General features: G+C 63.0%; 14 protein-coding genes. 6 read left to right on the top strand and 8 right to left on the bottom strand.

Going from position 1 to position 15,601, the window contains the following annotated elements:
- Positions 1–103 precede the first annotated feature (103 nt).
- Positions 104–2,992 carry an insulinase family protein gene (locus AC56LH_RS01930; RefSeq protein ID WP_499643568.1) on the bottom strand — a complete coding sequence of 963 codons (2,889 nt, stop codon included), beginning with the start codon at positions 2,990–2,992 and terminating at the stop codon, positions 104–106.
- 212 nt (positions 2,993–3,204) lie between these two features.
- Here AC56LH_RS01930 and AC56LH_RS01925 point away from each other — a divergent pair, with 212 nt between their 5' ends.
- The 5 genes from AC56LH_RS01925 (at position 3,205) to AC56LH_RS01905 (ending at position 5,996) form a co-directional block, all read left to right on the top strand.
- Entirely contained in the window at positions 3,205–3,552 is a 348-nt protein-coding gene (locus tag AC56LH_RS01925; RefSeq protein ID WP_499643566.1) for an ArsR/SmtB family transcription factor, read from the top strand.
- A complete protein-coding gene (locus AC56LH_RS01920; RefSeq protein ID WP_499643564.1) occupies positions 3,533–3,964 on the top strand; it encodes a YeeE/YedE family protein in 432 nt (143 codons plus the stop codon). The genes AC56LH_RS01925 and AC56LH_RS01920 overlap by 20 nt, the downstream gene beginning before the upstream one ends.
- Before the next feature lie 10 nt (positions 3,965–3,974).
- Positions 3,975–4,391 carry a YeeE/YedE family protein gene (locus tag AC56LH_RS01915; RefSeq protein WP_499643562.1) on the top strand — a complete coding sequence of 139 codons (417 nt, stop codon included), beginning with the start codon at positions 3,975–3,977 and terminating at the stop codon, positions 4,389–4,391.
- A gap of 22 nt (positions 4,392–4,413) precedes the next feature.
- Complete coding sequence (locus AC56LH_RS01910) at positions 4,414–5,163, top strand: MBL fold metallo-hydrolase (RefSeq protein ID WP_499643560.1); 750 nt, start codon at positions 4,414–4,416, stop codon at positions 5,161–5,163.
- 134 nt (positions 5,164–5,297) lie between these two features.
- Complete coding sequence (locus AC56LH_RS01905; RefSeq protein WP_499643558.1) at positions 5,298–5,996, top strand: dienelactone hydrolase family protein; 699 nt, start codon at positions 5,298–5,300, stop codon at positions 5,994–5,996.
- Between the two features lie 126 nt (positions 5,997–6,122).
- Here the strand turns inward: AC56LH_RS01905 and AC56LH_RS01900 are convergent, their stop codons facing one another.
- The 4 genes from AC56LH_RS01900 to AC56LH_RS01885 all read right to left on the bottom strand — a co-directional run bounded on the left by AC56LH_RS01900 (position 6,123) and on the right by AC56LH_RS01885 (position 9,780).
- Complete coding sequence (locus tag AC56LH_RS01900; RefSeq protein WP_499643556.1) at positions 6,123–6,626, bottom strand: GNAT family N-acetyltransferase; 504 nt, start codon at positions 6,624–6,626, stop codon at positions 6,123–6,125.
- A gap of 284 nt (positions 6,627–6,910) precedes the next feature.
- Entirely contained in the window at positions 6,911–7,201 is a 291-nt protein-coding gene (locus tag AC56LH_RS01895) for a ParB N-terminal domain-containing protein (protein WP_499643554.1), read from the bottom strand.
- Between the two features lie 312 nt (positions 7,202–7,513).
- The gene (locus tag AC56LH_RS01890; RefSeq protein ID WP_499643552.1) at positions 7,514–9,106 is read right to left on the bottom strand and encodes a Na+/H+ antiporter; all 1,593 of its coding nucleotides are present in this window, start codon (positions 9,104–9,106) and stop codon (positions 7,514–7,516) included.
- 5 nt (positions 9,107–9,111) lie between these two features.
- Complete coding sequence (locus AC56LH_RS01885) at positions 9,112–9,780, bottom strand: HAD family hydrolase (protein WP_499643551.1); 669 nt, start codon at positions 9,778–9,780, stop codon at positions 9,112–9,114.
- A 544-nt stretch (positions 9,781–10,324) separates the two neighbouring features.
- Here AC56LH_RS01885 and AC56LH_RS01880 point away from each other — a divergent pair.
- Positions 10,325–11,293, top strand: a complete 969-nt coding sequence (locus AC56LH_RS01880; RefSeq protein ID WP_499643549.1) for a TerC family protein — start codon at positions 10,325–10,327, stop codon at positions 11,291–11,293.
- On the opposite strand, the gene AC56LH_RS01875 is transcribed toward AC56LH_RS01880, so the two are convergent.
- The 3 genes from AC56LH_RS01875 to nirD are packed head-to-tail and all read right to left on the bottom strand — an operon-like array spanning position 11,294 to position 15,590.
- Positions 11,294–13,987, bottom strand: a complete 2,694-nt coding sequence (locus AC56LH_RS01875) for a molybdopterin-dependent oxidoreductase (protein ID WP_499643547.1) — start codon at positions 13,985–13,987, stop codon at positions 11,294–11,296.
- 11 nt (positions 13,988–13,998) lie between these two features.
- Positions 13,999–15,228: an NAD(P)/FAD-dependent oxidoreductase gene (locus AC56LH_RS01870; RefSeq protein WP_499643545.1), complete on the bottom strand. Its 1,230-nt coding sequence runs from the start codon at positions 15,226–15,228 to the stop codon at positions 13,999–14,001.
- A gap of 14 nt (positions 15,229–15,242) precedes the next feature.
- Positions 15,243–15,590 (bottom strand): nitrite reductase small subunit NirD, encoded by a 348-nt coding sequence (gene nirD / locus AC56LH_RS01865; RefSeq protein ID WP_499643543.1) that lies wholly within the window; start codon positions 15,588–15,590, stop codon positions 15,243–15,245.
- Positions 15,591–15,601: the final 11 nt, after the last annotated feature.

Below are 15,601 nucleotides of genomic sequence, written 5' to 3'. Positions count from 1 at the left end.
GAGAATAAATACCCTATTAAATATTGTGCCTAAAATATTTTAATAGGGAATTAGCTTGAAAAGCGGCGACCGACGGCAGCCGCCCTCCATCAACCATCCTGCATCAAGCCCCGGCCAGCACCGACAAATCCAGCACGGCCAGGCCGCCCAGATCCTGCTCGGTATTGCCCGCGAACGCAGCGCGGCTGGCGGTGCCGTTCTTCAGGTACTTCTGTACGACCGCCTTCACCTGCGCCTGCGTACAGCCGAGCACGCTCTGACGGAAACGCTCGCGCGTGGCCATGTCGGTGCCGCGCCGGAACATGCGCCAGCCCAGCCGCACCGCATCCCACGGTGCTTCCGGCTTGTCGAGCTTCTTGATCACGCCGATGATGGCTTCCTCGACCTGCTCATCGCTGTAGTCGGACGCCAGAATGGTGTCGACCGCCCCGTCGAAATCGCGGTAGGTCGCCGCCAGACGCGGGTCGCGGAACGACGCCATCGAGAACACGCCCGAATCGCCTGCATACGATGCGCTGCCGCCATACGCGCCGCCCGCTTCGCGCAGCGCCGTGTGCAGCACCTGGTTGGTGAACAGCTCGGCAGCCACGCTCAGCGCGCCGGCGTCATCGTCGTGCGACATCGGCACTGCCCAGGCGATATTGCAGTGATTGACCTGGCCTGCCGCGTGCAGCGCGACATTCGCCGGAGGCTGCGGTGCGGCTTCTGCGGACGCGCCAGGCGCCACAGTTGCACCAGTGGTAGTGCTGGATGTCGGCCAGGCCGCCGCCAGCAGACGCGCCAACTCGTGGCCATCGTCGCCACTACCGGCGCACAGCATGCTCGGGCGCTGAGCCACGATGGTAGCGTGAATGCGCGCCAGTTCGGCCGCGACCTGCTCCACGCCTTCCGGCGTTGCGGCCAGGGTTTTGAGGCGGGCGTTGAATGCCAGCGCTGTCGGTCCGGCAATGGCGTCCTGGAAGCGCCGCACCTGCGCCAGCGGCGCGCTCACGGCCATGGCCGCGTAGTGGCTGCCGGCCTGCGCCAGGTCGTCCAGCGTGTTTTCCACCTTGCGCTCGAGCAGATAACGCAGGCGCACGGCCTCGTCGAAACGTGGCCGTGCCATATAGGCGTCGAGCACTGCGACGATATTGGCATGCTCTTCGCGCAGGGCGTTGGCCGATACCGTCAGGTCGATGCGCAGCGCGCCGTCCGGCAACTGGAACGGCTGCAGGTCGAAGCCGAACGACGGCACCATGCGCTGACGCCAGGCGCCGGCCTCGGCATAGTCCTGGCCTTCGAGGCCCAGGTCGTCGCGCAGCTGCGTGTACAGCGCCAGCCATGGCCAGTCGGCGGCCGGGATGGCCGACACGTCATACACGATGCTGGCCGACGAAATGCCGTTCGAACCGATGCTGAACGCGTGGATGTCGTCGGCGGTCGGTGCAAACGCGGGCAAGGCGCGCGGCTGCGTGCTCACATCGCCGGGCCGGATACGCGGCAACACCTGCGAATCGAAGGCTGTTTTCTGATGCGCTTCGAGGGCCACGGTATCGGCCGCGATGCGCGCGCGGTCGGCGTCGGTCAGCTGGGCCGAAGCCTGCGCCAGGCGCGCGCTTTCCACCGCGTCGCGGTCGGAGAAATAGGCGGCGTCCGGCACGATGGTCGAGACCAGGCGGCCAGGCGACGTCAACAGGTTACGCACGAGCGACTTGAAGTAAGCCGGATCGGCGATATCGCTTTCCATCGCCTGCAGGATCGCATCGCTGTCGAACGCGGTGACGACGTCGCCGTCGCGCATCGCGACCGGCAGCGCGGTCAAGAGGCGTTCGAGCACATTCGGCATGCTGCCGCTGCGGGTATTGCGCTGCTGGTATTTCAGGTCGCGCAGCGCGGCCTGCAGCGTGGCGTGCTCCACGCCCTGCTCGGCCACCTGCTCCAGCGTGGACCAGATCAGGGCTTCGGCCATGGGCGCCTGGGCCTCGGTGAGACCCTCCATGCCGACGTGGAACAGCATCTGGCGCGCACTGTCGTCATGGCCATTGAAGCCCGATGGACGGCCGTAGCCCGCCGTCTCCATCGCCTTCATCAGCGGCGCGGCAGCGTCGCCCAGCAGGCCGGCCGACAGCAGGCTCGCTTCAAACGCTACTTTCGGGACAGCCGACTCGCCCATCAGCCACGTCATTTGCAGCCCGAATTCGTTGTCGCGGCCCTGCTGTGACGGGATGCGCACGGTATTGCGCTGCGGCGCCGCGAAAGCGCTGGCCAGTTGCGGGACGCGCCGTGCCGAGACATCGATCTGGCGCGCCAGCACGCGCTCGGCAATGCGCTCCTGCACTGCGGCAGCGGGCAGCGGCCCGGCCGTCATGAAGACCGCCTGCGACGGATGGTAATGGCTGGCGTGGAAGTCCTTGAGCATCTGGTGCGTGAGTTCGGGAATGGCCAGCGGATCGCCGCCCGAATCGACTTCGTAGGTGGTGCCGCTGAGGATGGTCGAGGTCAGGCCCTTGTACAGCGCGTGGCCCGGGTCGGCAAACGCGCCCTTCATTTCATTGAAGACCACGCCCTGATAACCGAGCACGCCATCGGTGAGCGTGTAGCGCCAGCCCTCTTGCAGGAAGTTCAGGTAGTCGAGCTTCGGGAAGAAGGCCGCGTCGAGGTACACGTCGAGCAGGTTGTAGAAATCGTTTTCGTCGGTGCTGACGAACGGATACACGGTGCGGTCGGCATAGGTGAATGCATTCATGAAGGTCGCGGTGGAGCGGCGCAGCATGGCGAAGAACGGATCGCGCACCGGATAGCGCTGCGAGCCGCACAGCGCCAGGTGTTCGAGAATGTGCGCGCGGCCATCGCTGGCGTCGGGCACGGTGGGGAAGCCCACCAGGAACGCCATGTCGGCGCCGCTGGTGGTCAGGTGGATGTGGCGCGCGCCGGACGCCGGCGCGACATACTCTTCCATCGTGGCCTGGAGTGCAGGAATGGCGTGACTGCGGAGGTGCTCGAAATGACTCATGTACGGTTCTTTCAGAATATGGCAATGGTCGTGGTGAGCCATGAAGACGTTCGACGACGGCATGACGACCACAATGCCCTGAAATTCTACCCCGTGCCGGGCACACGCGTCGGCGCCGGCCAAACCTTCGCCAAGAACCCATCAATATATTAAAAGATAGTTTGTTTTTCGATATAGTGTGATTCAATGGGCGCCAGATGAAAGCGATAACCATGACCCCCCATCCAGAACCATTGAACCTGCTCGAGATGCAAGCCGCCGCCGTGCGCGCCTGCGCATTGCTCAAGACGCTGGCCAATCCGGACCGGCTGCTGCTGCTGTGCCAGCTCACACAAGCCGAATACTGCGTCAGCGAGTTGGCAGCGGCGTCGGGCATTGCCCAGCCCACCCTTTCGCAACAGCTGGGTGTGTTGCGCGAGGAGCGCCTGGTCACGACCCGGCGCGACGGCAAGCAGATCTATTACAGCCTGGCCAGCGACGCGGCCAGTGCCGTGCTGCAGGTCCTGTACCAGCAATTCTGTGCACAACCAGGAGGCAGCAATGACCGTGAACTGGACTGACTTTACTCCCTGGAGCGCGCTGGGCGGTGGCCTGCTGATCGGCCTGGCGGCCGCCATGTTCGTGCTGTTCAATGGCCGCATCGCCGGCATCAGCGGCATTCTCGGCGGGCTGCTGGGGCCGGCCCCGGGCGAGCGTGGCTGGCGCATCGCGTTTCTGCTCGGCCTGGTCGCGGCGCCGCTTGTGTACACGCTAGCCGTCCCGTTGCCCGCCATGCGCATCGATGCCGGTACGGGCACCCTGACCGCCGCCGGCCTGCTGGTCGGCATCGGCACCCGCTACGGCGCCGGCTGCACCAGCGGCCATGGCGTGTGCGGGCTGGCGCGCGGCTCGGCTCGTTCGCTGGCGGCCACGCTGGCCTTCATGGGCGCCGGCTTCGCGACCGTGTTCATCGTGCGCCATCTACTGGCTTGAGGAGAACGGCATGCGCATCCTGATGGCATTGATTACCGGCCTCGTGTTCGGCATCGGCCTGATCGTGGCCGGCATGACCAATCCGGCCAAGGTACTTGGTTTTCTGGACCTGGCTGGCCGCTGGGACCCGTCGCTGGCGCTGGTGATGGCCGGCGCGATCCTGGTGGCATTCCCCGCATTCAGGTTCGCCGCCAGGCGCCGGCAATCATTGCTGGGCGAGCCCATGCACCTGCCGACAGCCACCCGGATCGACCGCCGGCTGGTGCTGGGGAGCCTCGCGTTCGGGGCCGGTTGGGGACTGGCCGGCTTCTGTCCCGGTCCAGCGCTGGCTTCGCTCGCGACGGGCGCGGTGCAGCCGCTCATTTTCTGCGCCGCCATGCTGGCGGGCATGGGCATCTTCGAACTGCTCGAGCGACGCAGGCCCTGATCCACCGATCACAGGAGGTACCATGATTTTCAAGCAACTTTTCGAACCGCTGTCGAGCACCTATACCTATCTGCTGGGTGATCGGCAGACCGGCCAGGCCATCCTGATCGACCCGGTGATCGTCAGCATGGAGCGCGATCTTGGCGTGCTGCACGAGCTGGGATTGACACTGGCCTACACGCTCGACACCCATATCCATGCCGACCACATCACTGCGGCGCTGGCATTGCGCAACGCCACCGGCAGCAAGATCGCCGCACCCGCGTTCGACTGCCTGCCCTGCGCCGATGTCGCGATCGAGGAAGGCCGCCCGTTCGAGGTCGGCGGCATATCCCTGCAGCCGCTGCATACCCCCGGCCATACCGATGGCCACTTTTCGTATCTTCTGGGCGAACGGGTCTTCACCGGCGACGCCCTGCTGATCGACGGCTGCGGCCGCACGGATTTCCAGAACGGGGATGCCGATGCGCTATATCGCAGCGTGACCGAAAAACTGTTTGCGCTGCCGGATGAGACGCTGGTCTATCCGGCGCACGACTACCAGCAGCGCCGTGTTTCCTCGATTGCCCAGGAAAAACAGCGCAACGCCCGACTGGGCGCCGGCAAGACGCTGGAGGCGTTTCGCTCGATCATGGCCGAGCTTGATCTGCCCTATCCGACCTTCATCGACTATGCCGTGCCGGGCAACCGGGCGTGCGGCGTGTGCCCAGCGGATCTGCCCGAGCACCTCGCCCAATACTGCCGGCAAATGGGCGTCAGTCTGCAGGGCTGAGGTCTGCGCGCACGAGGAAGACGGGCCACAATCGTGCTGGTGGCAGCTTCCGCCCCATTCGTCTTATCATATGTGTCGCTACGGCCGCTCATGCAACCCGGCCGGCACCCTCTCCGTCAACCAAAAGGAATTCCATGTCCGAAACACTCACTGTCTCCACCGCCGAACGCGGTTTCGATTGCTACGTGGCCCGTCCCGACGTCGTCGGCACCTACCCGGTCATCATCGTGCTGCAGGAAATTTTCGGCGTGAACGCCGGCATCCGCAGCATCGCCGACAACTACGCCGCCAAGGGCTACATCGCCGTCGCCCCCGACCTGTTCTGGCGCGAAGAGCCAGGCGTGGATCTGTCGGAAGCCAATGAAGCCGACGTCGCGCGCGCATTCGCCCTGTACAAGAGCTACGATTTTGACCACGGCGTGCAGGACATTGCCGCCACCATCAGCGCAGCGCGCACGATGGAAGGCAGCAACGGCAAGGTCGGCGTGACCGGCTACTGCCTGGGCGGACTGATGACCTACCTGAGCGCGGCGCGCACCGATGGCGATGCATTCGCGGCCTACTACGGCGGCGGCACCGACAACTACCTGGCCGAAGCCAAGAACATCGGCGCGCCGTTCCTGTACCACCTGGCCGGCGCCGACGAATACATCGGCCCTGAGGCGCAGGAAAAGATCAAGGCCGCGTTTGCCGACAGCAACGATGCCGAAATCCATGTCTACCCTGGTTGCGACCACGCATTTGCCCGTCCGGGTGGCGGTCACTACGACCATGACGCGGCCACGCTGGCCAACAGCCGCACCGACGAGTTCTTCGCACGCACGCTGCGCTGATCCGGCGCCTGGCGCCATGTTCGTCTGCCGGCGCCATGCCGGCAGACGATGGATGTGGAAATTTCCGGCCGACATGAACCGGATGCAGACAATTGACTAGTTTGATCAGAAGTCGGCCGATTCGTATCAGCTATTGCCGTTGATCGAAAGCACGAACCGATAATCGTCTTGTGTTTCTTGCTGGTGTAAGACGTGTTCGATCACGAATCCACACCGTTGAAGCACTTTTGCCGAACCAATATTTTCAGCATATACATTGGCGACCAGCCGAGTCAGGTTCCAACGTGACCGTGCCTCCTGAATCAACCGCCTGACCGCGAGTGTTGCCAGCCCTTGCCCACAAGCGCGCTCGGCAATCCGATAGCCGACTTCTGCCGATCTTTCCGCTATATCGATATCTTTCAGGTTTGCTCGACCAACTATTTGGCCGTCAGAATCTTCGATGACAAGCGGATGCCATGTTCCGTCAGCAAGGCCGGATAAATACGAGGCGATATGTTCAGTAACGCCCTCGACTGAGTAAAAATCGGGTCTGCGGGCGTCAATATGCCGCTCGAACCATTGGCGATTTTCCAATTCAAATTTCAGCAACTGTTCAGCGTCACTACTTTGCAGAGTACGGATCTTCAAAGGCCTCATAGCATCATTTACGCTCCAATGGAAAAAAAGCGGGGGTCAGGTCTGACATTTGGACACAGCCTCAGCGTTACACAATTCCAGTTTGTACAGAGTTGACGTTTTCATCTATCTCCAGTTTTATGCGACGGCGTCCAGAACAAACTCATCCTTCCTCAGCAATGGCGTTGGAAGGCGAACACGTTTGACCATGTTAGAGTCCGTGTCCAAATGTCAGACCTGACACCGAACCTGACATGACACCGAACGTGACACCTGAACGACAAGACTGCCCAGGTTCAGGCAATCTTGCACGGAACCTTGATCAGCTCATCTTCCGTAAAAAGGGCACACATGCGATGAAAGCCATCCGCAATGATCAAGCCTGAGCCGTCGTTCTGTCGAACGATCAGGATGGGGCCAAGCGCCTCACCATCGCGAATTTGCTGCTGATGGTGAGACCAGTCAAAGGCAGCGACTTCGGACATCGGCGTGCGGGAGGCGCGTAAAATATCTTTGGCCGGATATTCTGACATTGGCGCGGCGCGCAATTTCTGCAACAGTTTGCGACATTTACGTGGTTTAAACAACAAACTCAAATATCTTTCTGCCGAAATATAGTCGTTGTCGACAGGGCTGCTCAGCCAGTAATTTTCGTTTTTTCCATGGTCTATGTCGGTAATTGGTCAACTGCGCAAGATGGCGGAGACAGAATAATTAACTTACTCCATTAAAAGTTTTGAAGGCGCCTCCCCTGCTTGATGGCAGCAAGGCCCATCGTGATCAGGTACAACGCATTTTGTTAAACGCAGTAATTCGTCAAGATGTGGCACCGCGATCGCAAAAGCTTCATATATTCTCTGCATTAAAGCTTTTGCGTAGTGCAGACTGACACTGACGAGTTAGCTGGATTTGCTCATTGCACTTCTGATTTGCTGCTCCTCCAGGTCCAATTCGTTTGCCAGTGAGCGGTGCGTCTCCGCATCGACTTGATCTGTGTGCTCGGACAGCTTCTCCCGGGCTGCTTCAATTGCCACCAGCCGCAAGCGTCTTTGCGCATTGAACTGTTCGGCGTTCTCGGGCGATTCAGCTTCTTTCTCGTCAGCTGCCCGCTCAGCCCTGGCTTCGTACTCGTCAACAAGTGCAGACGCTGCAGTTGAATGCTCCGGGCTGGCGGCTGGCTCGAGGTGTTCCTTGACTACTTCAAGCGCGGCGTCAGCAATCTCTGCTCTGGCCAGTGCTTCTGCTGGTTCAGCAGCGTCCTTTTCCGGCTCGATCACTTCGAGTTTTCGTACCAGCCAGCCAAGCGTGGTGCCCTGAACAATAAGCGTCGCGAAAATCGCACAAAATGCCAGGAAAACGATGACATCTCGCGCGGGAAAGTTGGCCGGCAGTGCAAGTGCCGCCGCCAGGCTGACCACCCCTCGCATCCCGGCCCAGGACACGACCGCATGGTGCGTCCAAAGGGGACGCGTCGACTGCGCTGCCTCGCTCCGCGAGAACGCGCCTGGCAGCCAGCCTGTCATGAACACCCAAACGAAGCGACTGACAATGAGGGTCACAGACACGGCAAGTGCAAGCAATGCAAGCGACGTAAGCGCCGTGGCACTCTCACTTGCAAGCCGTTCAACGATGCCCCGCATTTGAAGTCCGATCAGCATGAAGATCAAGCTGGCAAGCAGGAACTCGATAAAATTCCAGACTGCGTGGAGCTCCAATCGGGTACGGGCTGTGAATTCCGCATGCTGTTTCCGGCCCAGGACGAGACCACAAACTACCGCGCCTAACACGCCCGATGCGTGCAGCGCCTCAGCGCTCAGGTAAGCTGCAAAACCTGCCAGAATGCTGATCGTGATGTCGAGCATCGTGTCATCGACCTTGCTGAACACCCACATCGCCAAACGACCGGTCAACCAGCCGATGATGATTCCGCCGATTCCCATGCCAAAAAACTGAAACAGGCCGCTCGAATAGCTGACCGAGCTTGCCGCTACCGCCGCGACAGCGAAACGGTAGAGGACTAGTGACGACGCATCGTTGATCAGGCTTTCGCCTTCCAGGACGGTGACGATCCGCTTGGGCAGGTTAAATTTCTTCAGAACCGAGCTGGCGGCAACAGCGTCGGGCGGCGCCACAATGGCACCAAGTGCTGCTGCAGCCCACCAGGGAAGTCCGGGCACCAGCCAGTGCGCCACAACGGCGACTGCAGCTGTCGTAAAGAGAACGGCGCCGATAGCCAGTAAAAGAATGGGCCGAAGGTTCGAACGGAACGCAGGCCAATCTGTGCGGTAGGCACTGACCTGCAGAAGTGGCGGCAGAAACAGAGCCAGTGCAAGCTCCGGATCCAGCTCGACCGCAGGCAACCCTGGTATCAGAGCGAGACCCATGCCGCCCAATACCAGAGGGATCGCCACCGGCAAATCCAGGCGCTGTGCCACGATCGCAAGCAGGACGCAGAATGCCACCAGGCTAAGAAGAATTTCGAAATTCGCCATCGAATTCAGCCTGCCACCAGCGCGTCGGGCCAGTGACGCAATAACGTTGCGGGATCATCGAAGATCGCGAAGGCTTCGGACAACGCTGCATCGTCCCAGTAGCCGCCGCAGCGCAGTGCAATGCACTTGACGCCGGCTGCCTTGGCCGCCGCAATATCATAGGGAGTGTCGCCAATCATCACGGCCTCGGTGGAATGCACGCCGGCCTTTTGCAAGGCAACTTCGATGATGTCACTGTCGGGTTTGGACGCCTTTATCTCATCCGAAGAGACCGATGTGTCGAGCAAATCCTGCAGGCCGGCCTGCGCGAGTAATGCCGGTAGCTCTTCGCCGCTGGATGATGCAATGACCAGACGCAGACCTTTGGACCTCATGTGCTGCACCAACAGCCGGGCGCCAGGTGTCGGATTCAAATTCTCCATAAACCTGCTCAGCAATAACTGCGTGCGGTCTTTTGTAATCTGTTTCGCCAGGGCCGATTCGGAGTCGATGTCAAGTAGCTCAGCGAAAACCTTGTCCGATCCTTTACCGATCAAACTCCTTATCTGCTCGTAACTGACTACATGGCCATGCCGTTCAAGAGTTTGCATCCACGCTTGCGTATGGGCATCATTGCTATCGATAAGCGTGCCGTCAATGTCAAACAAAACAGCTTTTAGTGTAATTTGGTTCATCAAATTTATTATTGGAATGAAGTATTTAATGTTAATTCATGGCTACTACCTAGCCTGAATGACAGGCAAATCCGCGTCGTTCGGATCGCGGGCAAATGCCTGGTGCAGCATGTTGGCTAGTTTGCGCTTGCTTTCCCGGTTTTGTCGCGCTGTTGATCAACCGGGAAGATTCACCGGACAGCACTGCAGATAAATAGCATGAGCCATTTCTGACAACGCAGAAAATCGGTCGCAAACGATATACCCTCCGAGTAATAGCTTGAATAAAACTGATCGTTTTAATGTCGACTTGAAGTGATCTGTTTACCGACTGGGAATCGCGCAACGCCGGCAGTGGTTCGATCCGGGTTGACATTCTGTGTCACCCGACACCTTGCACGATACAGCCGCAACCAGCAGCCGTTTCTCTTGCCGCCACCGTCATCACAAGCCCGTCTCAATGACCTTCATGCATGTAGCATTTCCATAAAATTCATGCTGTAATGACAGCGCGTGCCGGTCAGCACGCCCCCACCAGCGGCCACTGCCACTCCACGGAGGACACATGCTCGAATCGGTCGGCACACCCACGCTCTACCTCTCCTTCACCGCGTTCGTCGTCGTCATGCTGGCCATCGACTTCTTTGGCCTGAAGACGTCGGGCGATCACAAGGTCGGCACCAAAGAAGCGGCCATCTGGTCGCTGATCTGGATCTCGGTCGCGCTGGCCTTCGGTGGCTGGTTCTATTGGTATCTCGAAGGCATTGCCGGCCCGGTCGTGGCCAAAGCGAAGTCGCTTGAGTACCTCACCGGCTATCTGATCGAAAAATCGCTGGCGGTCGACAATGTGTTCGTCTGGATCACCCTCTTCAGCTTTTTCGGCGTGCCGCCGCAATACCAGAAGCGCGTGCTGCTGTATGGGGTGCTGGGCGCCATCGTGCTGCGCGCGATCCTGATTTATCTGGGCGCGCTCCTGCTGGCCCAGTTCCACTGGATTCTGTACATCTTCGGGCTGTTCCTGCTCTACACCGGTATCCAGATGCTGATCTCGGCCGACAGCGAACCCGACCTGGCCGACAACAAGGTGCTGAAATGGCTGCGCGGGCACATGCGGATCACCGACGAATATCATGGCGAGAAGTTCTTTATCATGCGCGACGGCCTGCGCTTTGCCACGCCGATGTTCGTGGTGCTGATCATGGTCGAGATCACGGACGTGATCTTCGCGGTCGATTCGATTCCGGCGATCTTCGCTGTGACGAGCGACCCGTTCATCGTCTTCACGTCAAACGTCTTCGCCATCCTCGGCCTGCGCGCCATGTACTTCCTGCTGGCCGATATGGCAGACCGCTTCCACCTGCTCAAATATGGCCTGGCGGGGATCCTGATCTTCATCGGCATCAAGATGCTGCTGCTCGATATCTACAAGATCCCGACCGGCATCGCGCTTGGGGTGGTCGGGGTGATCCTGGCGGGGTCGGTAGTGGCCAGTCTGCTCACCTCCAAACCGGCCCCGAAAACGCCGCCGGGCTGATCACGCGGCGGCGGCAGTGGCGAAGCGCACCTCGTGCAGCAGCGACTTGATCTCGGGGATGCACGAGCCGCAGTTGCCGCCCGCCTTCAGGCAGGCTGTCACCTGACCGGGCGTCTGCAAGTCCCCGGCCCGGATCGCGGCGCAGATCGTGTTGCGGCCAACGCCGAAGCACGAGCAGACCGTTGGCCCCGGATCGGGCCCGGCTTGCACGGCGCGGCCGGCCAGCAGCGTGGCCCGTTCGCGCGGGCCCAGTTCGGGGGCGGCGAACAGCCCGCCCAGCCACGCGCGCGCCGGCAGATCGGGCACGCGCGCCACGAACAGGCAGGCTTCGAGGCGCCCGTCGACGAGCAGCGCGGCGCGCAGCATGCCTGCCGATTGATCCTGGTACTCGATCCAGTCGGCGTCCGCATCGGCGTCGTCACCGGCGCCCAGCAGCGCGCGCGCGATACCGGGCGTGACCGGTGCGCGCCCGGCCAGCTCATAGCGAATGAAGCCGCTGCCGCGCACCCGCGTCCAGTGCGCCACCCCGTCGAGGGCAAGATCGTGCCGGCTCATGATGAAGCCATACCAGGCCACGCCGAACGGCTCGATCCGCACCGGCGTGTGCTTGAATTCCGGCTCGCCCGAGACCGGGTCGACGGCCGGATTGACCAGCGCCCCCACCCGCGCATCGGACGCCGTCTGCCCGTTCCAGTGAATCGGCACGAACGCGGCGCCGCGCGCGATGCCGCCGCCGTGCGCCACGCGCGCCACCATCGCGCCCCAGCGTGAGCTGATGCGGGCCAGCTCACCTTCGCGCACGCCGGCCAGCAGCGCATCGTGCGGGTGCAGGTCGACGAACGGCTCAGCCGCGTGGCCGGCCAGACGCGGCGACTTGCCGGTGCGCGTCATCGTGTGCCACTGGTCGCGCAGGCGGCCCGTGTTGAGCACCAGCGGAAATTCACTGCAAGGCAGATTGGCCGGTGCGCGCACGTCCGTCGCGATGAAGCGCGCCTTGCCGTCCGGGTACGAAAAACCGCCGCTGCCAAACAGGCGCGCGGTGCCCTCCCCCGCTGCATTCACCGGCCACTGCACCGGTTGCAGCGCGTCATACGCGGCGCGGCGCATGCCCACCAGCGAATCGAGCCGGAATGCGCGGCGGTGGCCATCGTCGTCATTCTTCCAGGTCGACAGGCGCGCGTGTTCGTCGAAGATCGCATGCGCGCTGTCGAAGTCGAACCCGGCATACCCCATGCGCTGCGCGACATCGCACAGCGCGCGCCAGTCGGCCCGCGCCTCGCCCGGTGCCGGCAAAAAGGCGCGCTGGCGCGAGATGCACCGTTCGGAATTGGTGACCGTGCCATCCTTCTCGCCCCAGGCCAGCGCCGGCAGGGCCACATGCGCATACGGTGCCAGGTCGGTGCCCGCCACGACATCCGACACCACCACCAGCTCGCAGGCAGCGAGCGCGCGCCGCACCTGGTCGGCGTCCGGCATGCTCACGACCGGATTAGTCGCCATGATCCACACCGCTTTGACGCTGCCCGCTTCGATCGCGCGGAACAGGTCCACGGCTTTCAGGCCCGCCTTGTCGGCGATGCGCGGCGCCTCCCAGAACGTGCGCACCGCGTCGCGGTGCCCGGCATTGTCCAGATCCAGGTGCGCCGCCAGCATATTGGCCAGCCCGCCCACTTCGCGCCCGCCCATCGCATTGGGTTGCCCCGTCAGCGAGAACGGGCCCATGCCGGGACGGCCGATGCGGCCGGTGGCCAGGTGGCAGTTGATGATCGCATTGACCTTGTCGGTGCCGCTGCTGGACTGGTTCACGCCCATCGAGAATGCGGTGACGACTTTGTCGGTGCGGGCGAACAGGTCGTAGAACGCCTGCAGGTCATCCGGATCGAGGCCGCAGGTACGCGCCACGTCATCGCCTGCGTTGGCGACATCGAGCGCCGCATCCAGGCCGGTCGTGTGCGTTGCGACGTAGTCCGCATCGAACGCATCGCTGCGCGCCAGGTGCGCCAGCAGCCCGTTGAACAGCGCCACGTCGCTGCCGGGCATGAGCGCCAGGTGCAGGTCCGCCAGCTCGCAGGTGGCCGTGCGACGCGGGTCGAGCACGACGATCTGCATGGCCGGACGCGCTTCCTTGGCGCGCACGATGCGCTGGAACAGCGTCGGATGGCACCAGGCCGCGTTCGAGCCGACCAGCACGATCACGTCGGCCAGCTCAAAATCCTCGTAGCAGCCCGGCACCACGTCTTCGCCAAAGGCGCGCTTGTGACCGGCCACGGCGGACGACATGCACAGGCGCGAATTGGTGTCGATATTGGCGCTGCCGACGTACCCCTTCATGAACTTGTTGGCGACGTAGTAATCCTCGGTCAGGATCTGGCCCGACACGTACAGCGCCACCGCGTCCGGCCCGTGCTCGGCGATGATGCGGGCGAAGCCGGCCGCCACGGTATCCAGCGCTTCGTCCCAGCTGGCGCGCACCAGCGCCCCTCCCTGCCGCGCGGCCGGATGCAGCAGGCGGCCATCCAGATCGAGCGTCTCGCCCAGCGCCGAGCCTTTCACGCACAGACGGCCACGGTTGGCGGCGTGCTCAAGGTCGCCTTCGATCGTCGCGCCGCCGCCGGGCAGCGCGGTCGCTTTCACGCCGCAGCCGACGCCGCAGTAGGGACAGGTGGTACGTACAGCGTGGATCGGAATCGTCATGGGGTAGCTTTCTAGGCAGCCTGCGCGTCGCACAACGCAGGGCCGAACAACAGGCGGTCGCGCATCGCCGAGATGTCGACGCCGCGTCCGATCAGGTCGAAATACCAGGGGCCGTCGGCCACATCGCCATACAGTACGGCGCCCGTGAGGCGATTGCCGTCGAGGACCAGGCGCTTGTACATGCCGGAGCGGCGGTCGCGCAGCACCAGGTCTTGCGTGCCAGGACCGCCGACGATGTCGCCGGCCGAGTACAGATCGATCCCCGTGACCTTGAGTTTGGTGGCCACGGCCTGCTGCACGTAGCGGCGGTGGCCGAAGCCGGCCAGGTGCGCCGCGCAGACGCGCGCCTGCTCCCAAATCGGCGCGACCAGGCCGAAGGTGGCGCGGCGGTGCTGGACGCATTCGCCCACCGCATACACGCGCGGGTCGTAGCTTTGCAGCGTGTCGTCGACAACGATCGCGCGCTCGACATGCAGGCCGGCCGCACGCGCCAGCGCCACGTTCGGGCGCACGCCGGCAGCCATCACCACCAGGTCGGCCGGCAGCGTGACGCCGTCCGACAGGCGCACCGATGCCACCTTGCCGTCACCCAGGATGGCCTCGGTCTGCACGCCCAGCAGGATGCGCAAGCCGCGCCGCTCGAGCGCGCCCTTAAGCAGCAGCGACGCATCGCCATCGAGCTGCTGGTTCAGCAGGCTGCCGGTCAGGTGCACGACCGTCACGTCCATCCCGCGCCGCAACAGGCCATTGGCCGCTTCCAGCCCCAGCAGGCCGCCGCCGATCACCACCGCGTGCCGGCCGTCGCGCGCTGCCTGCAGCATGGTGTCAACATCATCCAGGTCGCGAAAGCCCACCACGCCCGGCAGGTCCGCGCCAGGCACGGGCACGATGAATGGCTGAGAACCGGTGGCCAGCAGCAGGCGGTCATACGCCACTTCGACGCCCGACTGCGAGCGCACGACGCGGCGGCGGCGGTCGATGGCCACGACCGGGTCGCCCGTGTGCAGCGTGATGCCATGCTCGGCGTACCACGCGCGCGGATGCAGCACGATGTCGTCCTGCGTCTTGTCGCCTGCCAGCACGGGCGAGAGCATGATGCGGTTGTAGTTCACGTGCGGCTCGGCGCCGAACACGGTGATGTCGTACATGCCTGGCGCCAGCGCGAGCAGTTCCTCGACCGTGCGCATCCCGGCCATGCCGTTGCCGACCACCACCAGCGCGGGCCTGTACGTTGTGCTCATGGTGCTCGTGGTGCTCATGCGGCGACCCAGACGACGGCGCCATCGATCCGGGCCGGATAGCTTGCCACCGACTGCGCCGGCGCTTCCAGGCACTCGCCGCTGGCCAGGTCGAAGTGCTGCTTGTAGATGGGCGAGGCCACGACGATGCGCTCGCCGATGCTGCCCACCAGCCCGCGCGAGAGCACGGCGGCCTGCGAATTCGGATCGTAATTATCGATGGCGAACACGCGCGGCTCGAGTTCGCCGACGCGGAACACGGCCACCTGGCGGCCGTTGAGCAGCGCGCACACGCCGGTGTCGGGGACGATCTCGTCGAGCCGGCACACCGCCGTCCAGTTGGCAAGTTGGGTGTCACGATGCATGGTCATTCTCC

The organism is Telluria sp. LT1R51-2 (assembly GCF_059685775.1).
The sequence above is the reverse complement of the archived record's forward strand: the minus strand, read 5'-3'. Positions and strand labels throughout refer to the sequence as shown.